The organism is Nocardia sp. NPDC056611, assembly GCF_042792755.1.
Classification (GTDB): Bacteria; Actinomycetota; Actinomycetes; order Mycobacteriales; family Mycobacteriaceae; genus Nocardia.
The window spans coordinates 382,939-400,725 of sequence record NZ_JBHTVV010000004.1; the positions used below are offsets into that span (position 1 = coordinate 382,939).

The 17,787-nt window shown below is 68.9% G+C and carries 18 protein-coding genes; 15 read left to right on the forward strand and 3 right to left on the reverse strand.

Annotated elements, in window-relative coordinates; translation table 11 throughout:
- Positions 1 to 22: 22 nt before the first annotated feature.
- On the reverse strand, positions 23 to 634 hold the full coding sequence (locus tag ACFRAQ_RS23130; RefSeq protein ID WP_379102861.1) for a TetR/AcrR family transcriptional regulator: 612 nt from the start codon (positions 632 to 634) through the stop codon (positions 23 to 25).
- Between the two features lie 98 nt (positions 635 to 732).
- Here ACFRAQ_RS23130 and ACFRAQ_RS23135 point away from each other — a divergent pair, with 98 nt between their 5' ends.
- From ACFRAQ_RS23135 to ACFRAQ_RS23175, 9 genes are all read left to right on the forward strand, one after another.
- Positions 733 to 1,614, forward strand: a complete 882-nt coding sequence (locus ACFRAQ_RS23135) for a metal-dependent hydrolase (RefSeq protein ID WP_379102863.1) — start codon at positions 733 to 735, stop codon at positions 1,612 to 1,614.
- Positions 1,611 to 2,633 (forward strand): PDR/VanB family oxidoreductase, encoded by a 1,023-nt coding sequence (locus ACFRAQ_RS23140; protein WP_379102865.1) that lies wholly within the window; start codon positions 1,611 to 1,613, stop codon positions 2,631 to 2,633. The genes ACFRAQ_RS23135 and ACFRAQ_RS23140 overlap by 4 nt, the downstream gene beginning before the upstream one ends.
- Before the next feature lie 23 nt (positions 2,634 to 2,656).
- A complete protein-coding gene (locus ACFRAQ_RS23145) occupies positions 2,657 to 3,166 on the forward strand; it encodes an SRPBCC family protein (protein ID WP_379102867.1) in 510 nt (169 codons plus the stop codon).
- The gene (locus ACFRAQ_RS23150) at positions 3,163 to 4,626 is read left to right on the forward strand and encodes a flavin-containing monooxygenase (RefSeq protein WP_379102869.1); all 1,464 of its coding nucleotides are present in this window, start codon (positions 3,163 to 3,165) and stop codon (positions 4,624 to 4,626) included. Before ACFRAQ_RS23145 ends, ACFRAQ_RS23150 begins: the two co-directional genes overlap by 4 nt.
- Positions 4,626 to 5,459 carry a short-chain dehydrogenase/reductase gene (locus ACFRAQ_RS23155; RefSeq protein WP_379102871.1) on the forward strand — a complete coding sequence of 278 codons (834 nt, stop codon included), beginning with the start codon at positions 4,626 to 4,628 and terminating at the stop codon, positions 5,457 to 5,459. Before ACFRAQ_RS23150 ends, ACFRAQ_RS23155 begins: the two co-directional genes overlap by 1 nt.
- Positions 5,456 to 7,174 carry a fatty acid--CoA ligase FadD11 gene (gene fadD11, locus ACFRAQ_RS23160; RefSeq protein WP_379102873.1) on the forward strand — a complete coding sequence of 573 codons (1,719 nt, stop codon included), beginning with the start codon at positions 5,456 to 5,458 and terminating at the stop codon, positions 7,172 to 7,174. The genes ACFRAQ_RS23155 and fadD11 overlap by 4 nt, the downstream gene beginning before the upstream one ends.
- A gap of 66 nt (positions 7,175 to 7,240) precedes the next feature.
- On the forward strand, positions 7,241 to 8,092 hold the full coding sequence (locus tag ACFRAQ_RS23165) for an alpha/beta fold hydrolase (RefSeq protein ID WP_379102876.1): 852 nt from the start codon (positions 7,241 to 7,243) through the stop codon (positions 8,090 to 8,092).
- Positions 8,085 to 8,657: a TetR/AcrR family transcriptional regulator gene (locus ACFRAQ_RS23170; RefSeq protein WP_379102878.1), complete on the forward strand. Its 573-nt coding sequence runs from the start codon at positions 8,085 to 8,087 to the stop codon at positions 8,655 to 8,657. The genes ACFRAQ_RS23165 and ACFRAQ_RS23170 overlap by 8 nt, the downstream gene beginning before the upstream one ends.
- 4 nt (positions 8,658 to 8,661) lie before the next feature.
- Positions 8,662 to 9,669 (forward strand): zinc-binding dehydrogenase, encoded by a 1,008-nt coding sequence (locus ACFRAQ_RS23175; protein WP_379102880.1) that lies wholly within the window; start codon positions 8,662 to 8,664, stop codon positions 9,667 to 9,669.
- Positions 9,670 to 9,692: 23 nt separating this feature from the next.
- On the opposite strand, the gene ACFRAQ_RS23180 is transcribed toward ACFRAQ_RS23175, so the two are convergent.
- The gene (locus ACFRAQ_RS23180) at positions 9,693 to 10,769 is read right to left on the reverse strand and encodes a metallophosphoesterase (RefSeq protein WP_379102882.1); all 1,077 of its coding nucleotides are present in this window, start codon (positions 10,767 to 10,769) and stop codon (positions 9,693 to 9,695) included.
- Positions 10,770 to 10,996: 227 nt separating this feature from the next.
- Here ACFRAQ_RS23180 and ACFRAQ_RS23185 point away from each other — a divergent pair, with 227 nt between their 5' ends.
- The 6 genes from ACFRAQ_RS23185 (at position 10,997) to ACFRAQ_RS23210 (ending at position 16,731) form a co-directional block, all read left to right on the forward strand.
- Positions 10,997 to 12,352: a hypothetical protein gene (locus ACFRAQ_RS23185; RefSeq protein WP_379102884.1), complete on the forward strand. Its 1,356-nt coding sequence runs from the start codon at positions 10,997 to 10,999 to the stop codon at positions 12,350 to 12,352.
- Between the two features lie 87 nt (positions 12,353 to 12,439).
- On the forward strand, positions 12,440 to 13,231 hold the full coding sequence (locus ACFRAQ_RS23190; RefSeq protein ID WP_379102886.1) for a TIGR03084 family metal-binding protein: 792 nt from the start codon (positions 12,440 to 12,442) through the stop codon (positions 13,229 to 13,231).
- Positions 13,232 to 13,612: 381 nt separating this feature from the next.
- Positions 13,613 to 14,314, forward strand: coding sequence for a hypothetical protein (locus ACFRAQ_RS23195; RefSeq protein WP_379102888.1), 702 nt, complete (start codon positions 13,613 to 13,615; stop codon positions 14,312 to 14,314).
- Between the two features lie 10 nt (positions 14,315 to 14,324).
- Positions 14,325 to 15,518: an L-2-hydroxyglutarate oxidase gene (lhgO, locus tag ACFRAQ_RS23200; protein WP_379102890.1), complete on the forward strand. Its 1,194-nt coding sequence runs from the start codon at positions 14,325 to 14,327 to the stop codon at positions 15,516 to 15,518.
- 51 nt (positions 15,519 to 15,569) lie between these two features.
- The gene (locus ACFRAQ_RS23205) at positions 15,570 to 16,070 is read left to right on the forward strand and encodes an SRPBCC family protein (RefSeq protein ID WP_379102892.1); all 501 of its coding nucleotides are present in this window, start codon (positions 15,570 to 15,572) and stop codon (positions 16,068 to 16,070) included.
- A 10-nt stretch (positions 16,071 to 16,080) separates the two neighbouring features.
- Positions 16,081 to 16,731, forward strand: coding sequence for a ribonuclease H (locus ACFRAQ_RS23210; protein ID WP_379102894.1), 651 nt, complete (start codon positions 16,081 to 16,083; stop codon positions 16,729 to 16,731).
- Positions 16,732 to 16,854: 123 nt separating this feature from the next.
- Here the strand turns inward: ACFRAQ_RS23210 and ACFRAQ_RS23215 are convergent, their stop codons facing one another.
- Positions 16,855 to 17,748: a hypothetical protein gene (locus tag ACFRAQ_RS23215; protein WP_379102896.1), complete on the reverse strand. Its 894-nt coding sequence runs from the start codon at positions 17,746 to 17,748 to the stop codon at positions 16,855 to 16,857.
- Between the last annotated feature and the right edge of the window lie 39 nt (positions 17,749 to 17,787).

Here is a 17,787-nt window from a genome sequence, read left to right on the forward strand (position 1 = left end):
CGGGGGCGAACGCGGCCGTGACCTAGGGAATGAGGATCGGGACCAGGTAGGTCTTTGCGAAGGCGGTGAGAGCGGCCTCCGAATCGAGGTCGATGCCGCCGGTCGGCTGAAGGATCAGGGAGTGGACTATTCGGCAGACGACTTCGGTGCGGGCGGAGAGGTCCGGGGGTTCGGGTAGGGCGTCGTCGGTCAGGACTTTTCGGAGGAGATCGGTGGCGGAGACGACGGCGAGGACGAAGGGGGCGGCGCCGTCGGTGGTGAATTGGGGGAGGAGGCGCTCGGGTTCGAGGGTCATGAGGCGCTCGACCAGGGGGTGGGTGCGCCAGCGGGTGACGACGGTGGAGAAGACGGCGGCGACCGTGTCGGCGAACGTCTCGTGGCGGGACGGGATGCTCTCGAGGTCTTCGAGGAGGCGGCGGACCTCGCGGGCGGTGACGGCGCGGACCAGTTCGTCCCGGGAGCCGATGCGGCGGTAGACGGTGACGCGGTCGACCTCGGCTTGGCGGGCCACGTCCTCGATCGTCGTCTTCTTGACCCCGACGCGGCCGAATTGCACCAGGGCGGCGTCGAGGATGCGGTCCTCGATGGTGTCCGTTCCGGGGGCATTCTTCGAGGTGGCGGCTGTCGGGGGCACGGTTCGAGGCTAACAGCCGGGTGCGGCGATGCAACAATTTGCGGTGATTTGTGGCTGCAACATTGCCATGGTGTTTGTTGCTTTGTTACGGTCGGGCCATGGCTGAGGACAGTGCGACGAGGCGCTCCTATCAGGACGAAGCCCACGCGATTCAGGCTCGGGACGTGCATTTCGACTTCACGTCGGTGCCGATGCACTACATCCCCGGGGAGGTGCTGGCCACGCACGTCGTGAATGTCATGCACCTGGTGCTGCCGGAGGGGGAGCGGGCCATGGCGGCCTGCCTGGCCGAGGCGCTGCCATTGATCGACGACGAGCGGTTGCGGGAAGAGGTCGCGGGGTTCGTCGGACAGGAGTCGATGCACGCGAGCAGCCACGAAGGGGCGCGGAAACACCTGCAGGAGATCGGACTCGACGTCGAGTCCTATGTCTCGAAGATCGCGTGGCTCACCGATCGGGTGCTCGGCGACCACGGCCTCACCGGGCGCGCGCAGCAGGAGTGGCTCAAGGAGCGGCTCGGATTGTTCGCGGGGATGGAGCATTTCACCGCGGTCATCGGCGAGTGGCTGCTGGAAACCGACGCGCTGCAACGCGCCGGAATGGATCCGACCATGCTGGATCTGGTCCGGTGGCACGGCGCCGAGGAGGTCGAGCACCGCAGCGTGGTGTTCGACGCGTACATGCACGTCGACGGCGGATACGGGCGGCGGGTCCGCACCGGGCTGCTGGCCAGCGGACTGCTGCTGCCGCTGTTCGTGGTGTCGACCGCGTACCTGTACCGCCGCGATCCGAGCCCGGACAAGGGGCGCTTCTGGCTGAAGCAGTTCGTGAGCGCCACCCGGCGGCAGGTGATTCCGAACTTCACCACCTTCGTCACCGAGATGCCGCGCTACCTGGACCGGAGATTCCATCCCTCCCAACTGGGTTCGATGGACAACGCGCTCCGCTACCTGGCGCACTCCCCGGCGGCCCGCGCATGACGGCCGCGCCGACCTTCGGCCTGCGGGCGCTGGGCGCGGCGGTGGACGTGTACAAGAAGGTGTTCACCACTCCCGCGCTGTCGCGGCCGCACCCGGTGCGCCACACCGGCTTCGACATGGCTGTCGTCGTCGAGACCGTGGAGGTGGAGGCCGAGGATGTGGTGAGCCTGACCCTGGTGCGGCCCGGCCGCGAACGGTTGCCCGCGTGGCGGCCCGGGTCGCATCTGGACGTTTTCCTGCCCTCGGGGCGGCAGCGGCAGTACTCGCTGTGCGGCGATCCCGTCGACCAGCACTGCTATCGGATCGCGGTGCGCCGGCTGCCCGACGGTGACGGCGGATCATTGGAGATGCACGCGCTGCGCCCCGGCGACCCGGTGCGAATTCGCGGTCCCCGCAACGCGTTCACGTTCGTCGAGCGCGCTCCCTACTTTCTCTTCCTCGCCGCCGGAATCGGCATCACGCCGATCCTGCCGATGGTGCGCGCGGCCGGAAGCCGCGGCCACCTCGTCTATCTGGGGCGGTCCCGCGAAACCATGCCGTTCCTGAACGAACTGCCCGGCGACGCCGACATCCGCCCCGATGACGAGTGCGGCGCGCCCGATATCCCGGCGATCCTGCGGACCGCGGAGCCCGGCGCGGCGGTCTACGTCTGCGGCCCGCCGCCGGTCCTGGAGGCCGCGCAGCGCACGCTGTTCGCGGTGAATCCGACGGCCTCCCTGCACACCGAACGCTTCTCCGCGCTACCGGTGCTCGACGGCCGGGAGTTCGCTCTGACCTTGGCGCGCAGCGGCATCGAGGTGCGGGTCGGCAGCGCCGAAACCGCGCTGGACGCGATCCGCCGGGTGCGGCCCGGCGTCGCCTACTCCTGCCGCCAGGGCTTCTGCGGCACGTGCCGGACGCGCGTGCTGTCCGGCACAGTCGACCATCGCGACCGCCTGCTCACCGAGGCCGAACGACCCGGTCACATGCTCACGTGTGTGTCCCGCGCGGTCGACGGCCCGCTCGTGCTCGACCTCTGATCAATGAAAGGCCGAACGGTCTCATGCGCACTCGCTTCCCGCTCACGCCCACCGATGACACCTTCCTGACCACCGCCGCCCACCGCTACGTCCACGTGGTCGATCTCCCCGGCACCCCGCAGGCGGTCTGGCAGCTGCTGATCGCCGACGACGCCCTGGCCTCCTGGTCGGTGGCGGTCACCGAGGTCGAGTGGATGTCGCCCCGCCCCTTCCGGGCCGGGACCACCCGGGTGGTCACGCTCGGCGGCTTCGTCAGTCTGCTGGAGCGGTTCTACCGCTGGGAGCCCGGTTCGCGCATGACCTTCACGGTCGATGCCGCGTCGATCCCCGGTCTGAAGCACTTCGCCGAAGACATTCAGCTCGAGCCCATCTCGACGGGAACGCGGTTGACCTGGACCTTCGCCCTCGAAGGAACCCCGGCGCTGCGCCCCCTGCTCACCGCGGCGAGCCCACTCCAGCGGTACGTCACCCAGACGATTGCCCGGGGCATCGCCCGCCGGGCGCAGCCGGCTTCCGCGGAGGCCCGACGATGACCGACTCCATCGAACACCGGAACATCGTCATTCTCGGCGCGGGCTTCGGCGGGATCGGACTGGCGATCAAGTTGCGGGAAGCCGGATTCGAGGATGTGGTGCTGCTGGAACGCGCGGCGGATCTGGGCGGGACCTGGCAGGCCAATACCTATCCCGGGTGCGCGTGCGATGTGCCGTCGCAGTTGTACAGCTACTCGTTCGCGCCGAATCCCGACTGGTCGCGCACGTATGGGCGGCAGCCGGAGATCCTGGAGTACATCCGGGCCGTCGCCACCGAACACGATGTGGTGCGGCACATTCGGCTCGACACCGAGGTGCTGGACGCGCGGTGGGATGACGAGCGTTCGCGCTGGCTGATCGAGACCTCGCGGGGGCCGATCACGGCGGACTACTTCATCGCCGCGGCCGGGATCTTCGCGGAGGCGAAGTATCCGGACCTGCCGGGGCTGGACACCTTCGAGGGCACGGCATTTCACTCCCTGCACTGGGACCACACCCACGATCTGACCGGGGAGCGGGTCGCGGTGATCGGGACCGGCGCGTCGGCGGTGCAGTTCATTCCCGAGATCCAGCCGAAAGTCGCGCAGCTGACCGTGTTCCAGCGTTCCGCGCCCTGGATCGTGCCGCGCATGGACCGGCGGACGCTCGGAATGGAACGCGCCATGCTGCGCCGGATTCCCTTGACGCAGCGTTTGGTTCGCGGTACCTGGTACGCGCTGATCGAGAGCTTCGGCCTGGTCGGATTCGTGGACAACCGATTCCGGCATCCGTTCGAGACGCTCGGGCGAATCCAGCTGCGCCGGCAGATCCGCGATCCGGAGCTGCGCGCGAAATTGACCCCGGACTACATGATCGGCTGCAAGCGGGCGATCTTCTCCGACGCCTATCTGCCCGCGCTGGAGCGGGACAATGTCGAGGTCGTCACCGACGGTATCGCGGAAGTCCGCCCGCGCTCGGTAGTGACACGCGCCGGCGTCGAAATCCCAGTCGACACCATCGTTTTCGGCACCGGCTTCGAACCCCTCGCCGCCGCTTTCGAACACATCACCGGCCGCGACGGCCTCAGCATCGCCGAGCTGTATCGCAAACAGCCGCGCACCTACCTCGGGACAGCCGTCGCCGGCTTCCCCAACTTCTTCTGCACCCTCGGCCCGTTCGGCGCGGCGGGCAACCAGTCGGCCGTCTACATGATCGAGTCGCAGATCGCCTACATCGTCGACGCCCTCACCACCGTGCGCGACCGCGGCGGGCGCCGGGTGGAAGTGCTTGCCACGCAGCAGGACGCGTTCGTGGCCGAGATGCACCGGCGCAGCGCGGCGACGGTGTGGCTCACCGGCGGCTGCGAGACGTACTACACGACGCCGGACGGCGGCAATGCCGGACTGTATCCGGGCTGGAGCTTCGAGTACCGCAGGCGCACACAGCAGTTCGATTCCGACGCGTACGAGGTGAGCGCTTGATGGAGTACGACATCGACGGCAAGGTCGTCCTGATCACGGGCGCGGGCCAGGGCATCGGCCGGGCCCTCGCCGCCATCATGCACCGGCGCGGCGCACGGGTGATCGTCGCCGATATCGACGAAACCGCCACGCGGCGAACCGCACTCGACCTCGGCGAACGCGCCCACGCCGTCACCGCCGACGTCACCGATCGGGCGCGCATGGCGGCCGTGATCGCCGAGGCGGTCGAGCGGTTCGGCGGCCTGGACGTGGTCGTCGCCAACGCGGGCGTGACACCGGTGCCCGCCACCCTGCGCACCATGGACCCGCGCGACTTCGACCGCGTCCTCGACATCAACCTGACCGGCGTCTTCAATACCGTGCACCCTGCCCTCGACCACATCGTCCGCGCCCGCGGCCACGTCGTCGTGATGTCCTCCTGCGCCGCCTTCGCCCCCGGCATGGGCGGATCGCCGTACATGATGAGCAAGGCCGCGGTCGAGCAGCTGGGCCGCGCCCTGCGGGTGGAGCTCGCCGCGAGCGGGGCCACCGCCGGCGTCGCCTACTTCGGCATCGTCGAGACCGCCATGACCCACGACATGCTCGACGCCGACGACCTGGGCCGCCGCCTGGACGCCTTGCTGCCCTGGCCGCTGAGCGTGCGCATCACCGCCGACCAGGCCGCCCGCACCATCGCCGACGGCATCACGCGCCGCGCCGCCCGCACCATCGCACCGCGCGGATGGACGCCCTACGCGCTGCTGCGCGGCACGATCAATGTCGTGCTCGACGGCCGACTGGCCGCGAATCCCACTGTCCACCAGCTCATTCACGCGATCGAGGACCGCCGATGACCGACACCCTGCCCGCGGCCTTCCAGCACACCGCCGCCATCGACCCCGACGCGATCGCCCTCCGTACTCCCGGCGACACCCAGACCCTGACCTGGCGGGACTACGCCCGCCAGGTGCGGGAGGTCGCCGCCGGGCTCGCCGCCATCGGCGTCACGCGCGGGGACACCGTGGCGCTGATGATGGGCAACCGGATCGAGTTCTATCCTCTCGAGGTCGGTGCGCAGCATCTGGGAGCGACCTCGTTCTCGGTGTACAACACGCTGCCCGCCGAGCAGCTGGCGTACGTGCTCGGGAACGCGGGAGCGCGAATCGTGATGTGCGAGTCGCACTATGTGGAGCGGTTGCGGAGCTGCGGGGTGCACCTCGATCGGATCATCTGCGTGGACGACGCGCCCGAGGGGACCATGACGGTCGCCGAGCTGATCGCGTCCGGGGCAACCGATTTCGACTTCGAGGCCGCGTGGCGGGCCGTCCGGCCCGAGGACATCGCCACCCTGATCTACACATCCGGGACCACCGGCGATCCCAAGGGCGTGGAGACCACGCACGCCAATCTGCTGTTCCAGGTGCGCGGGATCGCCGAGGTGCTGGGATTCGTATTCGGTGACACCATCACCTCGTTCATGCCGACCGCGCACATCGCCGACCGGCTCACCGCGCTGTACGTGCAGGAAGTGCTCGGCACCCAGGTCACCTGCGTCAGCGACGCCAAGCAGATCGCGCCCGCGCTGGTCGATCTGAAGCCGACCGTGTGGGGTGCGGTGCCCCGGGTGTGGGAGAAGCTGAAGGCGGCAATCGAATCCAAGGTCGCCGGTGAACCGGATGTCGACCGGCGATCGGCGATGGAGTGGGCGCTGTCGGTGGCGGCCACCCGCAGCGGCTACCAGCTGGCCGGTGAAGCGGTGCCCGAGGATGTGGCGGCGGATTGGAAGCGCGCCGACGACATGGTGTTGCGGCATTTGCGGGCCGCAATGGGCTTCGACCGGCTGCGATGGGCGCTGTCCGGAGCCGCCCCGATTCCCCCGCGGACCCTGGGATTCTTTGCCGGACTGGGCATTCCGATCGCCGAGATCTGGGGCATGTCGGAGCTGTCGTGCATCTGCAGCGTCTCCCATCCGGACGACGCGAAACTCGGCACGGTCGGACAGCTGTTGCCCGGCATGGCGGCCCGCCACACCGCCGACGGTGAGCTCCAGGTGCGCGGACCGCTGGTGATGAAGGGGTATCGCGGGCTGCCCGAGCAGACGGCGGAGGCGATCGACGCGGAGGGCTGGCTGTCCACCGGCGACATCATCACCGTCGACAGCGACGGCTACCTCACGGTCGTGGATCGCAAGAAGGAACTGATCATCAACGCGGCCGGCAAGAACATGTCGCCCACCCACATCGAGAACACGGTGAAGGCGGCCGCCCCGCTGATCGGGGCCATGGCGGTGATCGGTGACGGGCGGCCGTACAACACGGCGTTGATCGTGCTCGACGAGGAGACCGGGGAACGGTTCGCCGACCCGGTGGTGCTCGAGGCGATCACGGCCGGGGTGGCCGCCGGGAACGAACGCCTCTCGCGGGTGGAGCAGATCAAGCGGTTCGTGGTGCTGCCGACCTTCTGGGAGGCGGGCGGCGACGAGGTCACGCTGACCATGAAGCTCAAGCGCAAGGCCATTGCCGCCAAGTACGCGAAGGAGATCGACGAACTCTACGAAGTCAGGGGTTGACGCGGTTGGCTAACTCGATTAGCTTTATGGCTATCGCAGTTAGCTACTCCTGGGGAGCGAAAGACCATGACGCAGTACGTGGACATCGACGGCGGCCGGATCGCATACGACGAGCAGGGCACCGGCCCGCTGGTGGTGCTGTCCCACGGGATGGGCATCGACCGCACCGTGAACCGCCACCTCGCCCCGCTGCTGGCGGCGGCCGGATACCGGGTGGTCAACACCGATATGCGCGGCCACGGCGAGTCCAGCCTGGACTGGGCGTCGGAGACCGGCAAGGCGGCCATCAGCCGCACCGACGTCGCCCACGACCTGCTGGCCGTCATCGAGCGGCTGGGCGGCGGTCCCGCCATCGTGGTGGGCCACTCGCTCTCGGGCGGCTCGGCCACCATCGCCGCCGCGCTGCGGCCGGACCTGGTGCGGGCGATCGTGGAGATCAACCCCTTCACCCTCACCCAGAAGGCCGACGTGGGAGCGCTTTTCACCAACGCGCGCCACCGCCGCGGCATGGTCCCGCTGATGGGGACCATGATGTTCAAGAGCATCGGGCAGTGGCTGAAGTACCTGCGGGTCGCCATGCCCTCGCAGCCCGCCGACCTCGACACCTACCTGGGCGAGGTGGCCGCGAAGCTGAACGAGCCCGGTCGCATGGCCGAGTTCATGAAGTGCGGCAAGTCCACCCCGGCCGACGCGGAAGCCCAGGTGCCCAACGTGACCCGGCCCGCGCTCATCCTGATGGGCACCGCCGACCCGGACTTCCCGAGCCCCGAGGCCGAGGGCCAGCGCATCGTCGCCGCCCTGCCCGCCGGACTGGGCAGCCTGGGCCTGATCGAGGGCACCGGCCACTACCCGCAGTTCGAGGCCGCCGAGCGCACCGCCGAACTGATGCTGCCGTTCCTGAAGGAACACCATGCCTAGGGTCGGGCTGAACCGGACCGACGTCATCGCCGCCGGCGCCGCCCTCGCCGACGAGGTCGGCTTCGGCGACCTGGCGCTGGGCGCGCTCGCGCAGCGGCTCGGGGTGCGCACGCCGTCGCTCTACAAGCACATCGAGAGCCTGGCCGACCTGCAGCACGCCATCGCCGCGCTCGCCATGGCCGAACTCGACGCCCGGGTCCGCGACGCCATGCACGGACTCGCGGGCCGCGACGCGCTCACCGCCTTCGCCAACGCCTTCCGCGGCTACGTGGTCGAACATCCGGGCCGGTACGCCGCCACCGTGGGCGCACGCTTCACCGGGCCGGACGACCCACTGCTGCAATCGGGTTCGCGGCTGCTGGAATCCATGGAGGCGGTGCTGCGCGGCTACGGCATCGGCGCCGACGAGATGGTGCACGCGCTGCGCACGCTGCGCTCCACCTTCCACGGTTTCGCCAGTCTGCAGGCCTCCGACGGCTTCCAGTGGAGCGACGACGCCGAGCAGAGTTTCGTCTGGATGATCCGTTTTCTCGACCGTGGACTCACCGACATCGGCCTACGATGAGCCGATGACGATGCTGGCCGCACGACTCCATCTGGGACCCGAACGCCGACTCGAACTGGACCGGGTGCCGATCCCGGAACCCGGCCCGGACCACGTACTGGTCAAGGTCGAAGCGGCCGGTGTGTGCCTGTCCGACGTGCACCTCATCGACGGCACCCTGACCCCGCTGTTCCTGCGCGGCGACGTGGTGACGCTGGGCCACGAGGTCGCGGGCACCGTCCACGCTCTCGGACCGGGGGTCACCACCGCGAAGGTCGGCGATCGAGTCCTGTTGCAGGCGGGCGAACTGCGCGGCGGCGCCACCTTCACCCGCGGCGTCGACTACGACGGCGGCTGGGCCGAATACACCCTGGCCCGCGTCGACACCCTGGTCCCGATTCCCGACGAACTGCCCTTCGAACAGGCATGCTTCATCCCCGACGCGGTGTCCACGCCGTGGGCGGCCATCACCGCCACCGCCGAGGTGAAAGCCGGTGAGGCCGTGGGCGTCTGGGGTGTCGGCGGGCTCGGCGCGCACGGGATCCAGTTGCTGCGCCTGGTCGGGGCCGCACCCATCATCGCGATCGATCCGCTGCCCGCCGCCCGTGAGCGCGCGCTGTCCTTCGGCGCGGATCTGGCGTTCGATCCGGCCGATCCGGACCTGCGCGCCAAGATCTTCCAGGCCAGCGGCACCGGTCTGGCCGCGGCCTTCGACTTCGCGGGCGTGGCGCCGGTGCGCGAACAGGCGGTCACCTGCCTCGCACCGCAGGGCCGCCTGGTGCTGGTCGGGCTGACCGACAAGCCGATCACCATCACCGGCGGCACCGCGTTCAGCTTCTTCCAGCAGCAGCTGCGCGGGCACTACGGGTCCGCACCGGAGCATGTCACCCAGCTGGTGAAACTCCAAGGGCTGCAACGGATCGACTTCGCGCGCTCGGTGAGCGCCGTAGTGCCGCTGGCCGACGCCCCCAAGGCCGTGCACGCCCTGGAGGCCAAGGAAGGCAACCCGATCCGGATCGTCCTGAAACCGTAGGCGACTAGAGTCGCTGGCGCGGGCTAACCGAGCCGACGCTGGAAGACGTTGGCGGACTGGCCGTTCGCGAGGTCGACGGTGTAGACCCCCAGATCCGCGGATGTGGGGGTCAGGTCCAGGACCATGAAGCCCAGGGCGTCGTAGTTCTCGTAGAGCGCGCCGTTGGGGCTGCCCTTACCGCCCGAGGACGGTTCGCCGTGCACGGATTTCGCGGCCGCGCCGGAGATGATCTGCCGGGTGCCCTTCGACGCGGTGGTGGGTTCGAGCACCTGCAGCGAATGATCGTGGCCCGACAACAGGAACTGGCAGCGGCCGACCACGTGCGCCTCGAAGAAGTCCCGCGCGTGGCGGCCGTCGATCGGGTCGATGGTCAAACCGTCGTATTCGCCGGCGTTGCCGTGCGGCCCGTTGTTGCGGTACGGGTGGTGGGTGCAGGCGATCTTCCAGGGCGCGGGGGACTCGTCGAGGGCGCGGTCCAGCCAGGCCGCCTGCTCGGTCATGAACTGGCCGTCGGCCGCCCAGTACGGCTGGAAGAGCGGGGGCAGGTAGGCGGCCACGGGGTTCAGGTCGAGCACGAAGAACTCGACCACCGGATTCTCCTGGGGAACCCGCACCGAGTAATAGCGCGACGGCATGAACCAGCGGGCCGAGCGGGCGTGATACGCCACCTCGTGATCGCCGCGCAGCAGCCAGCCGCCGTCGCCCGGCAGGATCGAGGAATTGTCGTGATTGCCCTGCACCATGAGCCAGGGGAAGTCGAGGTCGTGGTTGGGGTTCTCGAACTTGGCCGCGAACTGGGCGTCGTCGTCGGCCCACGGGCCCTGCTCGTAGACATTGTCACCGAGGGCGAGGGCGAGCGAGAACGGGTCGCGCGCATGCTGTTCGCGCATGGCGTCGGCGACCTGCCACTGCGGGCGCGCGCCGGTGCCCGCGTCTCCGGTGACGAGCACGCGCAGCCGCTGCGCGTCGGGGAAGCCGAATTTGCCGACGGCCGGGTCGTTCTCGGCCCGCGCGGGCGCCGCGCCCACGGTCAGCGCCGCGGCGCCGCCCACCGCCGCGGCGGCGGTGCCGCCGATGAAAGCCCGACGATCGACGGTCATGCTCTGCTCCCTGCCTGTCACCCTGGACTCCCCGGCTGCCACCCTGGTCGGTTGACCAGTATTCCGAACTCCCAGCCCCGCCGCAGAGTACGACGTCATGACCCCGCCCACACCGGCACGACACGACACGTTCTTCCAGGCCAGGACCTTTTGACAGCGACTCGGCCCGATGAGAGTGTTGGGGATCTGATTTCTCACCACGAGCTCGGCCGTAGGGGGACCCCGCAATGACGACACTGGCCTCGGGCCTGTTCCTGGATTGGGAACAAATAACGGGCCAGTCCAAACTCGTGGTCGATCTGATCAGCTTCCCCATCTTCAGCGCCATCGCCGGCTGGCTCACCAACTGGACCGGCGTGCTGATGTTGTTCTGGCCGGTCTACTTCAAGGGTTTCCGGGTGCCCGGCCTCGAGATCCTCTACCCCTACCTGCCGCGCCGCGTCCAGGTGCTGCCCACCTTCTCCGGCGACGGCAGGCAGCTCGGCTTCCAGGGATTCATCCCCGCGCGCGCCGAGAAGATGGCCAGCATCTGCGTGGACGTGGCCATCATGCGGATCGGCAGTCCCAAGGACTTCATTCGCGAACTCGACCTCGAGGGCATCGCCGACTACATCGCCGAGGTGGGCCGCAAACAGGTGCCGGGCATGGTCGACGAGATCATGAGCAAGGAGAACCCGGACCTGTGGGGCGCGGTGCCCAAGTCCGTGCGCAATGCGCTCTACCAGCGCATCGAACGCGAACTGCCGTCGCTGGCCCGGAACGCCTTCGACCAGCTCGGCGACAATGTCGACCAGCTGATCGACATCAAGGACTTCGTCATCCGGTATCTGCGGGAGAACCCGGAGATCCTCAAGGACCTGACCACCACCATCGCCGCGCCGGAACTCAAGTTCATGGTCCGCATCGGCCTGCTGGGCGCGCCGTTCGGCCTGCTGCTGGCGCTGTACATGCATGTGCACCAGAGCATTCCGGTGCTGGGCTGGATCCCGCCGTGGCTGGTCATCCTGTCCGCGACCGCGACCATCGGCGTGCTGGTCAATGTCATCGCCGTCAAGATGGTGTTCGAGCCGGGCGATCCCCAGCCTTGGTACAAGTACCTGTGGAAGCAGGCGCTGCTGGCCAAGCGGCAGCCCGAGGCCGCCGCCGATCTGGCCCACATCCTGGCCTACCAGGTGCTGACCCTGCCGAACCTGGCGGGCGAACTGCTCAGCGGCCCCAATGGTGACAAGACCCGGCAGCTGCTGGAACGGCTCATCGCCAAGGAGATCCACCGCCAGCTCGGGCCGACCCACTCGGTGGTGCGGACCGTGTTCGGCAAGCGGCAGTTCGACAATCTGAAGATCGGCGCGACCACCGCCGCGGTGGGGCTGGCCCCGAGCCTGGCCGACGATCCGGAATTCGCGGCCGCGCAGGCCAAGAAGATCGACGAGTTCGCGGCCCGCAAGCTGCAGCAGCTCACCCCGGGCGAGTTCATGGAGATGTTCTACGCCTCCGTCGAGCAGGACGCCTGGCTGCTGTATCTCCACGGCGCCGCCCTGGGCCTGGTGGTCGGGGCCGTGCATCTGATCCTTTTCGGCTGGTAGACAGCCCTTTCGGAGCAACTCTCCGGCAGCCCGGGAAATCAAGCACGCATGCTTGCATTTTTCCGGGACGGCTGCGATGCTGAGCCCGTGGCCGATCTCGAGGCATTGCTCGCCGACTTCACCGCCGAATGCGCCGATCTCGATCGGCTGATCGCGGACCTGGATCCGACCGGCTGGGAGCGCGACACGCCCGCCGCCGGGTGGACCATCGCGCACCAGATCGCTCACCTGAACTGGACCGATCAGGTCGCCGCCATCGCGGCCACCGATGCGGCCGAATTCGACAAGCTGGTCCAGGCGGCGCTGCCGAAGGCCCTCACCTTCGTCGACGAGGCCGCCGAGGAGGGCGCGAAAGCCCCTGCGCCGCAATTGCTCGCCGACTGGCGTCGCGACCGTGCCGCCCTGGTGGAGGCGCTGCGCGCCGTTCCGGCCGGGACCAAACTGCCCTGGTTCGGCCCGCCCATGAGCCCCGCCTCCATGGTCACCGCCCGCCTGATGGAGACCTGGGCGCACGGCCAGGACGTGGCCGACACGCTCGGCCTCACCCGGGAGCCCACCGCGCGGCTGCGGCACATCGCGCACATCGGCGTCCGGACCCGGAACTTCGCGTACATGACGCACGGCAAGACCGCTCCCGCCGAGGAGTTCCGCATCGAGCTGACCGCGCCCGATGGCAGTCTGTGGACCTGGGGCCCGGACGACGCCGCCCAGCGGATCAGCGGTCCGGCCTGGGATTTCTGCCAGCTGGTCACCCAGCGTCGCCATCTCGACGATCTGGCTCTCGAGGTGCGGGGCGCGGAGGCGTTGGAATGGCTGGGCCTGGCCCAGGCCTTCGCCGGTCCGCCCGGAAGCGGCAGAACGGCGGGCCAGTTCGCCTGACCCGCCGTCGATCCCGGCCTCCGACCAGAATCCCCAATTCCCACAGGGGCTTTTCTCCCAGCGGTCCGGGCAATGCCCGACCGGCTGGGAGGGAGCGAGCGAGCGCCAGCCTGGGTGCGCCGTGCCTGGTGCCGACCGGACGCCGTTGGCCGGAGGTCTCTTCGATGGCAGTCGAGTTGGCGCTCGCCGCTTACAAGTTTTTACCCAGGCTTTCGCTGCCGAAAACCTGATGATGCCCAACCTTTCTCGATAGTGATCCTGGTCTCACCTACGACATGTGGTACCCGCCGCCACCGTAATCTGGACGCGCGTACGACTTTCAATGGTGCGGGTCTGCGTTGCGCAGGGGGCCCCAGGGGAGAGGGAGAGGACGCACCAGTCATGTCGCATCAATTGGCGACCCAGGCCGCCCGGTCGACCCGGCGAACGGCCCAGGTGATCCGCTACAGCGCCATCGTCACCGCCAGCATGGCCAGCATCGGGCTGACCGTCGCGGCGGGCTCGTACATCGCCAACGAGATGGCCCAGCGGCCCGGCAAGCTCACGACCACCACACCGGCCGGACGCCCGGCGCTCGCCGCGCCCGGCCCCGCCACCGATCGGCCGGGCGTCCAGCTCGGCGCGCCGATCGCCGAGAAGATCACGCTGACCTCGCTTTTCAGCGGATATCCGCTGGATCCGGCGGTGGCGCAGGCGATTCCGGACCACATCCCCGGCAGCGCTCCCGCGGCCGAGGCGCCACGGCCGCTGGCCGGTCAGCTCCGGCTCGGCACCACCTATGTGGGCGCGCAGCTGGCCGGGGCTCAGCACGAGACGGTGACCCTCACCCTCGACACCAACGTCTTCGCCACCGTGGCCGACGTGCTGCTGAACTCGCCGCTCGGGCAGCAGCTGGGGATCACCACCGACCCGACCGCCAACACCCGGCTGCGCACCGATGTGGACAGCCGCGGCGACGTGACGCTGACCCTGTCGGATCCGGCGCTGGGCACCTACGGCCTGCAGATCGCCCGGCATCCGGTTCCGGCCGCGGCCGCTACGAACGTCGTCCACGGAGAAGACTCCGCGACCGTCACTGTGTGAGACTTCCGGTGTGTACGACTACTGCGTGATCGGCGGGGGCATCGTCGGCGTGGCGACCGCGCACCGCATTCTCCAGCGTCACCCGGGGGCGAGCCTGCTGCTGGTGGAGAAGGCCGGACAGCTGGGCCTGCACCAGACCGGGCACAACAGCGGGGTCATCCACTCCGGCATCTACTACGAGCCCGGAAGCTTGAAGGCGCGGCTGTGCGTGCGCGGCGCGGAGCTGACCAAGGAATTCGCGGCGGCACACCACATTCCATTCGAGGAATGCGGAAAACTGCTGGTGGCCACCGATGCGGCAGAGCACGCGCGGATGCTCGCGCTCTACGAGCGGTCGGTCGCCAACGGGGTCGAGGTGGAATTGCTCGACGCCGCCGAACTGGTGCGACGGGAGCCGCGGATCACCGGGGTCGGGGCCCTGTTCGTGGCGAGCACCGGCATCATCGACTACGGCAAGGTGACCCGGGCGCTGGCCGAGGACGTGCGCGCGGCCGGGGGCGAGATCGTTCTGAACGCGGAGATCGCCGCCATCGCCGAAACAGACTCGGCGGTAACAATTTCCGGTCCGACCGGCAGTCGGCAGGCCCGGCGGCTGGTGGTGTGCGCGGGCCTGCAGGCCGACCGGATGGCGCGACTGGCGCGACTCGACATCGATCTGCGCATCGTGCCCTTCCGCGGCGAGTACTACCAGCTGCCGCCGCACCGCAAAGATCTGGTGAACACCCTCATCTACCCGATCCCGGATCCCGAATTGCCGTTCCTGGGGGTGCATCTGAGCCCCACCATCGACGGCGCGCTGACCGTCGGACCCAATGCCGTGCTCGGCCTGGCCCGCGAGGGGTACCGCAAGGGGAGCGTGAATCTGCGTGACGCCCGGGAGATCCTGGGCTACCGCGGTTTTCACAAGGTGGCCGCCGCCAATGTCCGCACCGGGCTGCGGGAGCTGCGCAACTCCCTGTTCAAGCGCGGTTACCTGACCGAATGCCGCCGCTACTGCCCGGAGTTGACGATCGCCGACCTGTTGCCACGAGAGGCCGGTATCCGCGCCCAAGCGGTGCTGCGCGACGGTAGCCTGGCTCACGACTTCCTGCTCGAGCGCACGCCGCGCTCGGTGCACGTGCTCAACGCACCGTCTCCGGCGGCCACCTCCGCGCTGCCGATCGCCGAGTACATCGTGGATCGATTGGACGACTCCGTTCAATAAATAGGATTGCTGTAGTACTTTTAATGGCAGCCGTGGGACAGGGAGCAGCCTATGGGCCATTTCAAGTACGCGAGTGATGTCGGCGCACCGGTGGAAGTCGCGTTCACATATACGGACAACCATCAGTTCGTGCCGGACTGGGCGTTCGGCGTGGCCGCCTTCGAGCCGGTCGGGGATTCCGACCATGGTCTCGGAGCGGTCTTCGCCGCGACGCTGCGTGTCGGCCTGTGGCATCCCACGATCGAGTGTGAGATCACCGACTACCGCCGCAACGCGGTCATCGAGTACACACTGCGCCGACGCCGGAAGGGGAAGCCGGCGTCGGCGTGCTCCAACTTCTGTGTCATCACCCTGCGCTTCGACCCGCTCGGGTACGGACGCGCGGTGCTGACCTCGGAGACCGAGTACTGGGCGCCGCGCGGCGTCACCGGCAAGTTGCTCTCCGCGGTGCTGGCCGCATTGGTGCAGGCCACGGTCCGGCGGACCGAATCGCAATTGCGCAGGGAGATAGAGGAATTCCACGGCACCGATCTTGTCGGCCGGATCGCGTAGGGTAGGCCGCATGATCATCGTGAGCACCGACGGATCATGCCTGCGCAATCCGGGCGGGGCGATCGGCTGGGCCTGGGTCAATCACGCGGGCGGCTCGGCCAGCGGCGGCGGGCCCTCGGGCACCAACCAGATCGCGGAACTGCGCGCGCTACTCGAGGCCGTCCGGGCCCATCCGAGCACCGAACCCCTACTCATCGAGAGCGATTCGCTCTACGCCATCAAATGCGCCTCCGAGTGGATCAACGGCTGGCGCAACAACGGCTGGAAGACCTCGACCGGCGCGGCGGTCAAGAATGTCGAACTGATCCAGCAGATCGACCGCGCCATCGCCACCCGCCCCGGCCCCGTCCGGTTCCGTTGGGTGCGCGGCCACGTCGGCAACTACTTCAACGAGCAGGCCGACACCCTGGCCGGACAGGCGGCCCGGCAGGCCGCCGCCACCGGGCAGACCACCGACTCCGATGCCGTTCAGCCGGAGCCCTTCGATCCGCCCACCGCGCCGATCCCGGTCGCGGAACCCAAGACCGAGCCGCTGCCGGTGACCGCGCCCGCGGAACCGGCCGAGAAGATCGGCGCGACCGCGCATTCCGCACCGGCCACCCCGCGCCGCCGGGCCGCCGCCGCCAAAGCGCCTGTCACCGAGGCACTCACACTGTTCTGAGAACAGCCCCGAGGACCCTGGTGCAGCGCGTCTACCTGCGACGATGATGCCGCGATAGAACCAGAAGGGCCCGCCCCCGGAAAGATCCGGGGGCGGGCCCTTTTCGCGCTGTGGCGAACTTACTCAGTTGCCGGGCTTGGGAGCCGCGGACGTCGGCGCGGGCTGCGCCGGGGGAGTCGCCTGGCCCGAGGGCTGGATGCCCTGCTTGTCGCCACCCGCGCCGGGGATGGCGCTGTCATCGTTGCCGTAGACCGTGCGGTACTTGGTGACCAGCCATTTGTCGCCCTTCTTCTCCAGCTCGACGTAGGAGGGCAGCGGCAGCACCACCGGCTGGGCGTGCAGATCGTTGCTGGCGGTCTGGAGCACGTCCACCAGGATGGTCGCCTTGTTCGCGTCGCCGGACTCGTAGGCGCAGCGCAGCATGCCCAGGGTCGCCTTGGCGTGCTGCTTGATCAGCAGGTCCTGCAGGTCGGCGGCGACCGGCTCGAAGCTCTGCGCGAACTCGCCGCCATCGGCGATCTGCGACTTCATCCGGGCGGCGAAGTCGGGCAGGGACTTCTCGTCGTACGCGGTGAGGGTGCGCACGAAACCGCACGCCGCCGAGGTGGCGTTGTCGCGGGCGTCGAGCTGCTGGGCGCGGTCGTGCGACTGCCACCAGAATCCGGCCGCCCCGGCGATCGCGGCCACCGCCACCACACCGAGTGCGCCGAGTGCGACCAGCGGCACCGGCACCGCGGACAGCAGACCGGACTTGGCGGCCTTCGATTCGGCCGCCGGCTCACCGGTCTCAGGCTCGGCGCCGGCCGCGGCGTCCACACTCGCCTTCGGCTCGGCATCCTTGCTCACCGTCGGCTCAGCATCCTTGCTCACCGTCAGCTCAGCGTCGGTGCTCGCCGTCGGCTCAGCGGCATCCGTGCCCGCTGTCGTCTCGGTGACCTTCTCGGCGTTGCCCTGGCTATCGGCCTCGGCGATCGAATCGTCTTCGGTTTTCTTGTCCTGGGCAGCGTCGTCCGACATCTAATCGATCACTTTCCCGGTGCGCTGCGGACGCACCGT

Bases quoted from the DNA above. Each gene is read 5' to 3' on its own strand.
- ACFRAQ_RS23180 (WP_379102882.1), bottom strand. From the start codon at position 10,769: ATGACCGTCGATCGTCGGGCTTTCATCGGCGGCACCGCCGCCGCGGCG.
- ACFRAQ_RS23155 (WP_379102871.1), top strand. From the start codon at position 4,626: ATGGAGTACGACATCGACGGCAAGGTCGTCCTGATCACGGGCGCGGGC.
- ACFRAQ_RS23210 (WP_379102894.1), top strand. From the start codon at position 16,081: ATGATCATCGTGAGCACCGACGGATCATGCCTGCGCAATCCGGGCGGG.
- ACFRAQ_RS23205 (WP_379102892.1), top strand. From the start codon at position 15,570: ATGGGCCATTTCAAGTACGCGAGTGATGTCGGCGCACCGGTGGAAGTC.
- ACFRAQ_RS23170 (WP_379102878.1), top strand. From the start codon at position 8,085: ATGCCTAGGGTCGGGCTGAACCGGACCGACGTCATCGCCGCCGGCGCC.
- ACFRAQ_RS23135 (WP_379102863.1), top strand. From the start codon at position 733: ATGGCTGAGGACAGTGCGACGAGGCGCTCCTATCAGGACGAAGCCCAC.
- ACFRAQ_RS23145 (WP_379102867.1), top strand. From the start codon at position 2,657: ATGCGCACTCGCTTCCCGCTCACGCCCACCGATGACACCTTCCTGACC.
- ACFRAQ_RS23140 (WP_379102865.1), top strand. From the start codon at position 1,611: ATGACGGCCGCGCCGACCTTCGGCCTGCGGGCGCTGGGCGCGGCGGTG.
- ACFRAQ_RS23215 (WP_379102896.1), bottom strand. From the start codon at position 17,748: ATGTCGGACGACGCTGCCCAGGACAAGAAAACCGAAGACGATTCGATC.
- ACFRAQ_RS23185 (WP_379102884.1), top strand. From the start codon at position 10,997: ATGACGACACTGGCCTCGGGCCTGTTCCTGGATTGGGAACAAATAACG.
- ACFRAQ_RS23150 (WP_379102869.1), top strand. From the start codon at position 3,163: ATGACCGACTCCATCGAACACCGGAACATCGTCATTCTCGGCGCGGGC.
- ACFRAQ_RS23165 (WP_379102876.1), top strand. From the start codon at position 7,241: ATGACGCAGTACGTGGACATCGACGGCGGCCGGATCGCATACGACGAG.
- ACFRAQ_RS23195 (WP_379102888.1), top strand. From the start codon at position 13,613: ATGTCGCATCAATTGGCGACCCAGGCCGCCCGGTCGACCCGGCGAACG.
- fadD11 (WP_379102873.1), top strand. From the start codon at position 5,456: ATGACCGACACCCTGCCCGCGGCCTTCCAGCACACCGCCGCCATCGAC.
- ACFRAQ_RS23175 (WP_379102880.1), top strand. From the start codon at position 8,662: ATGACGATGCTGGCCGCACGACTCCATCTGGGACCCGAACGCCGACTC.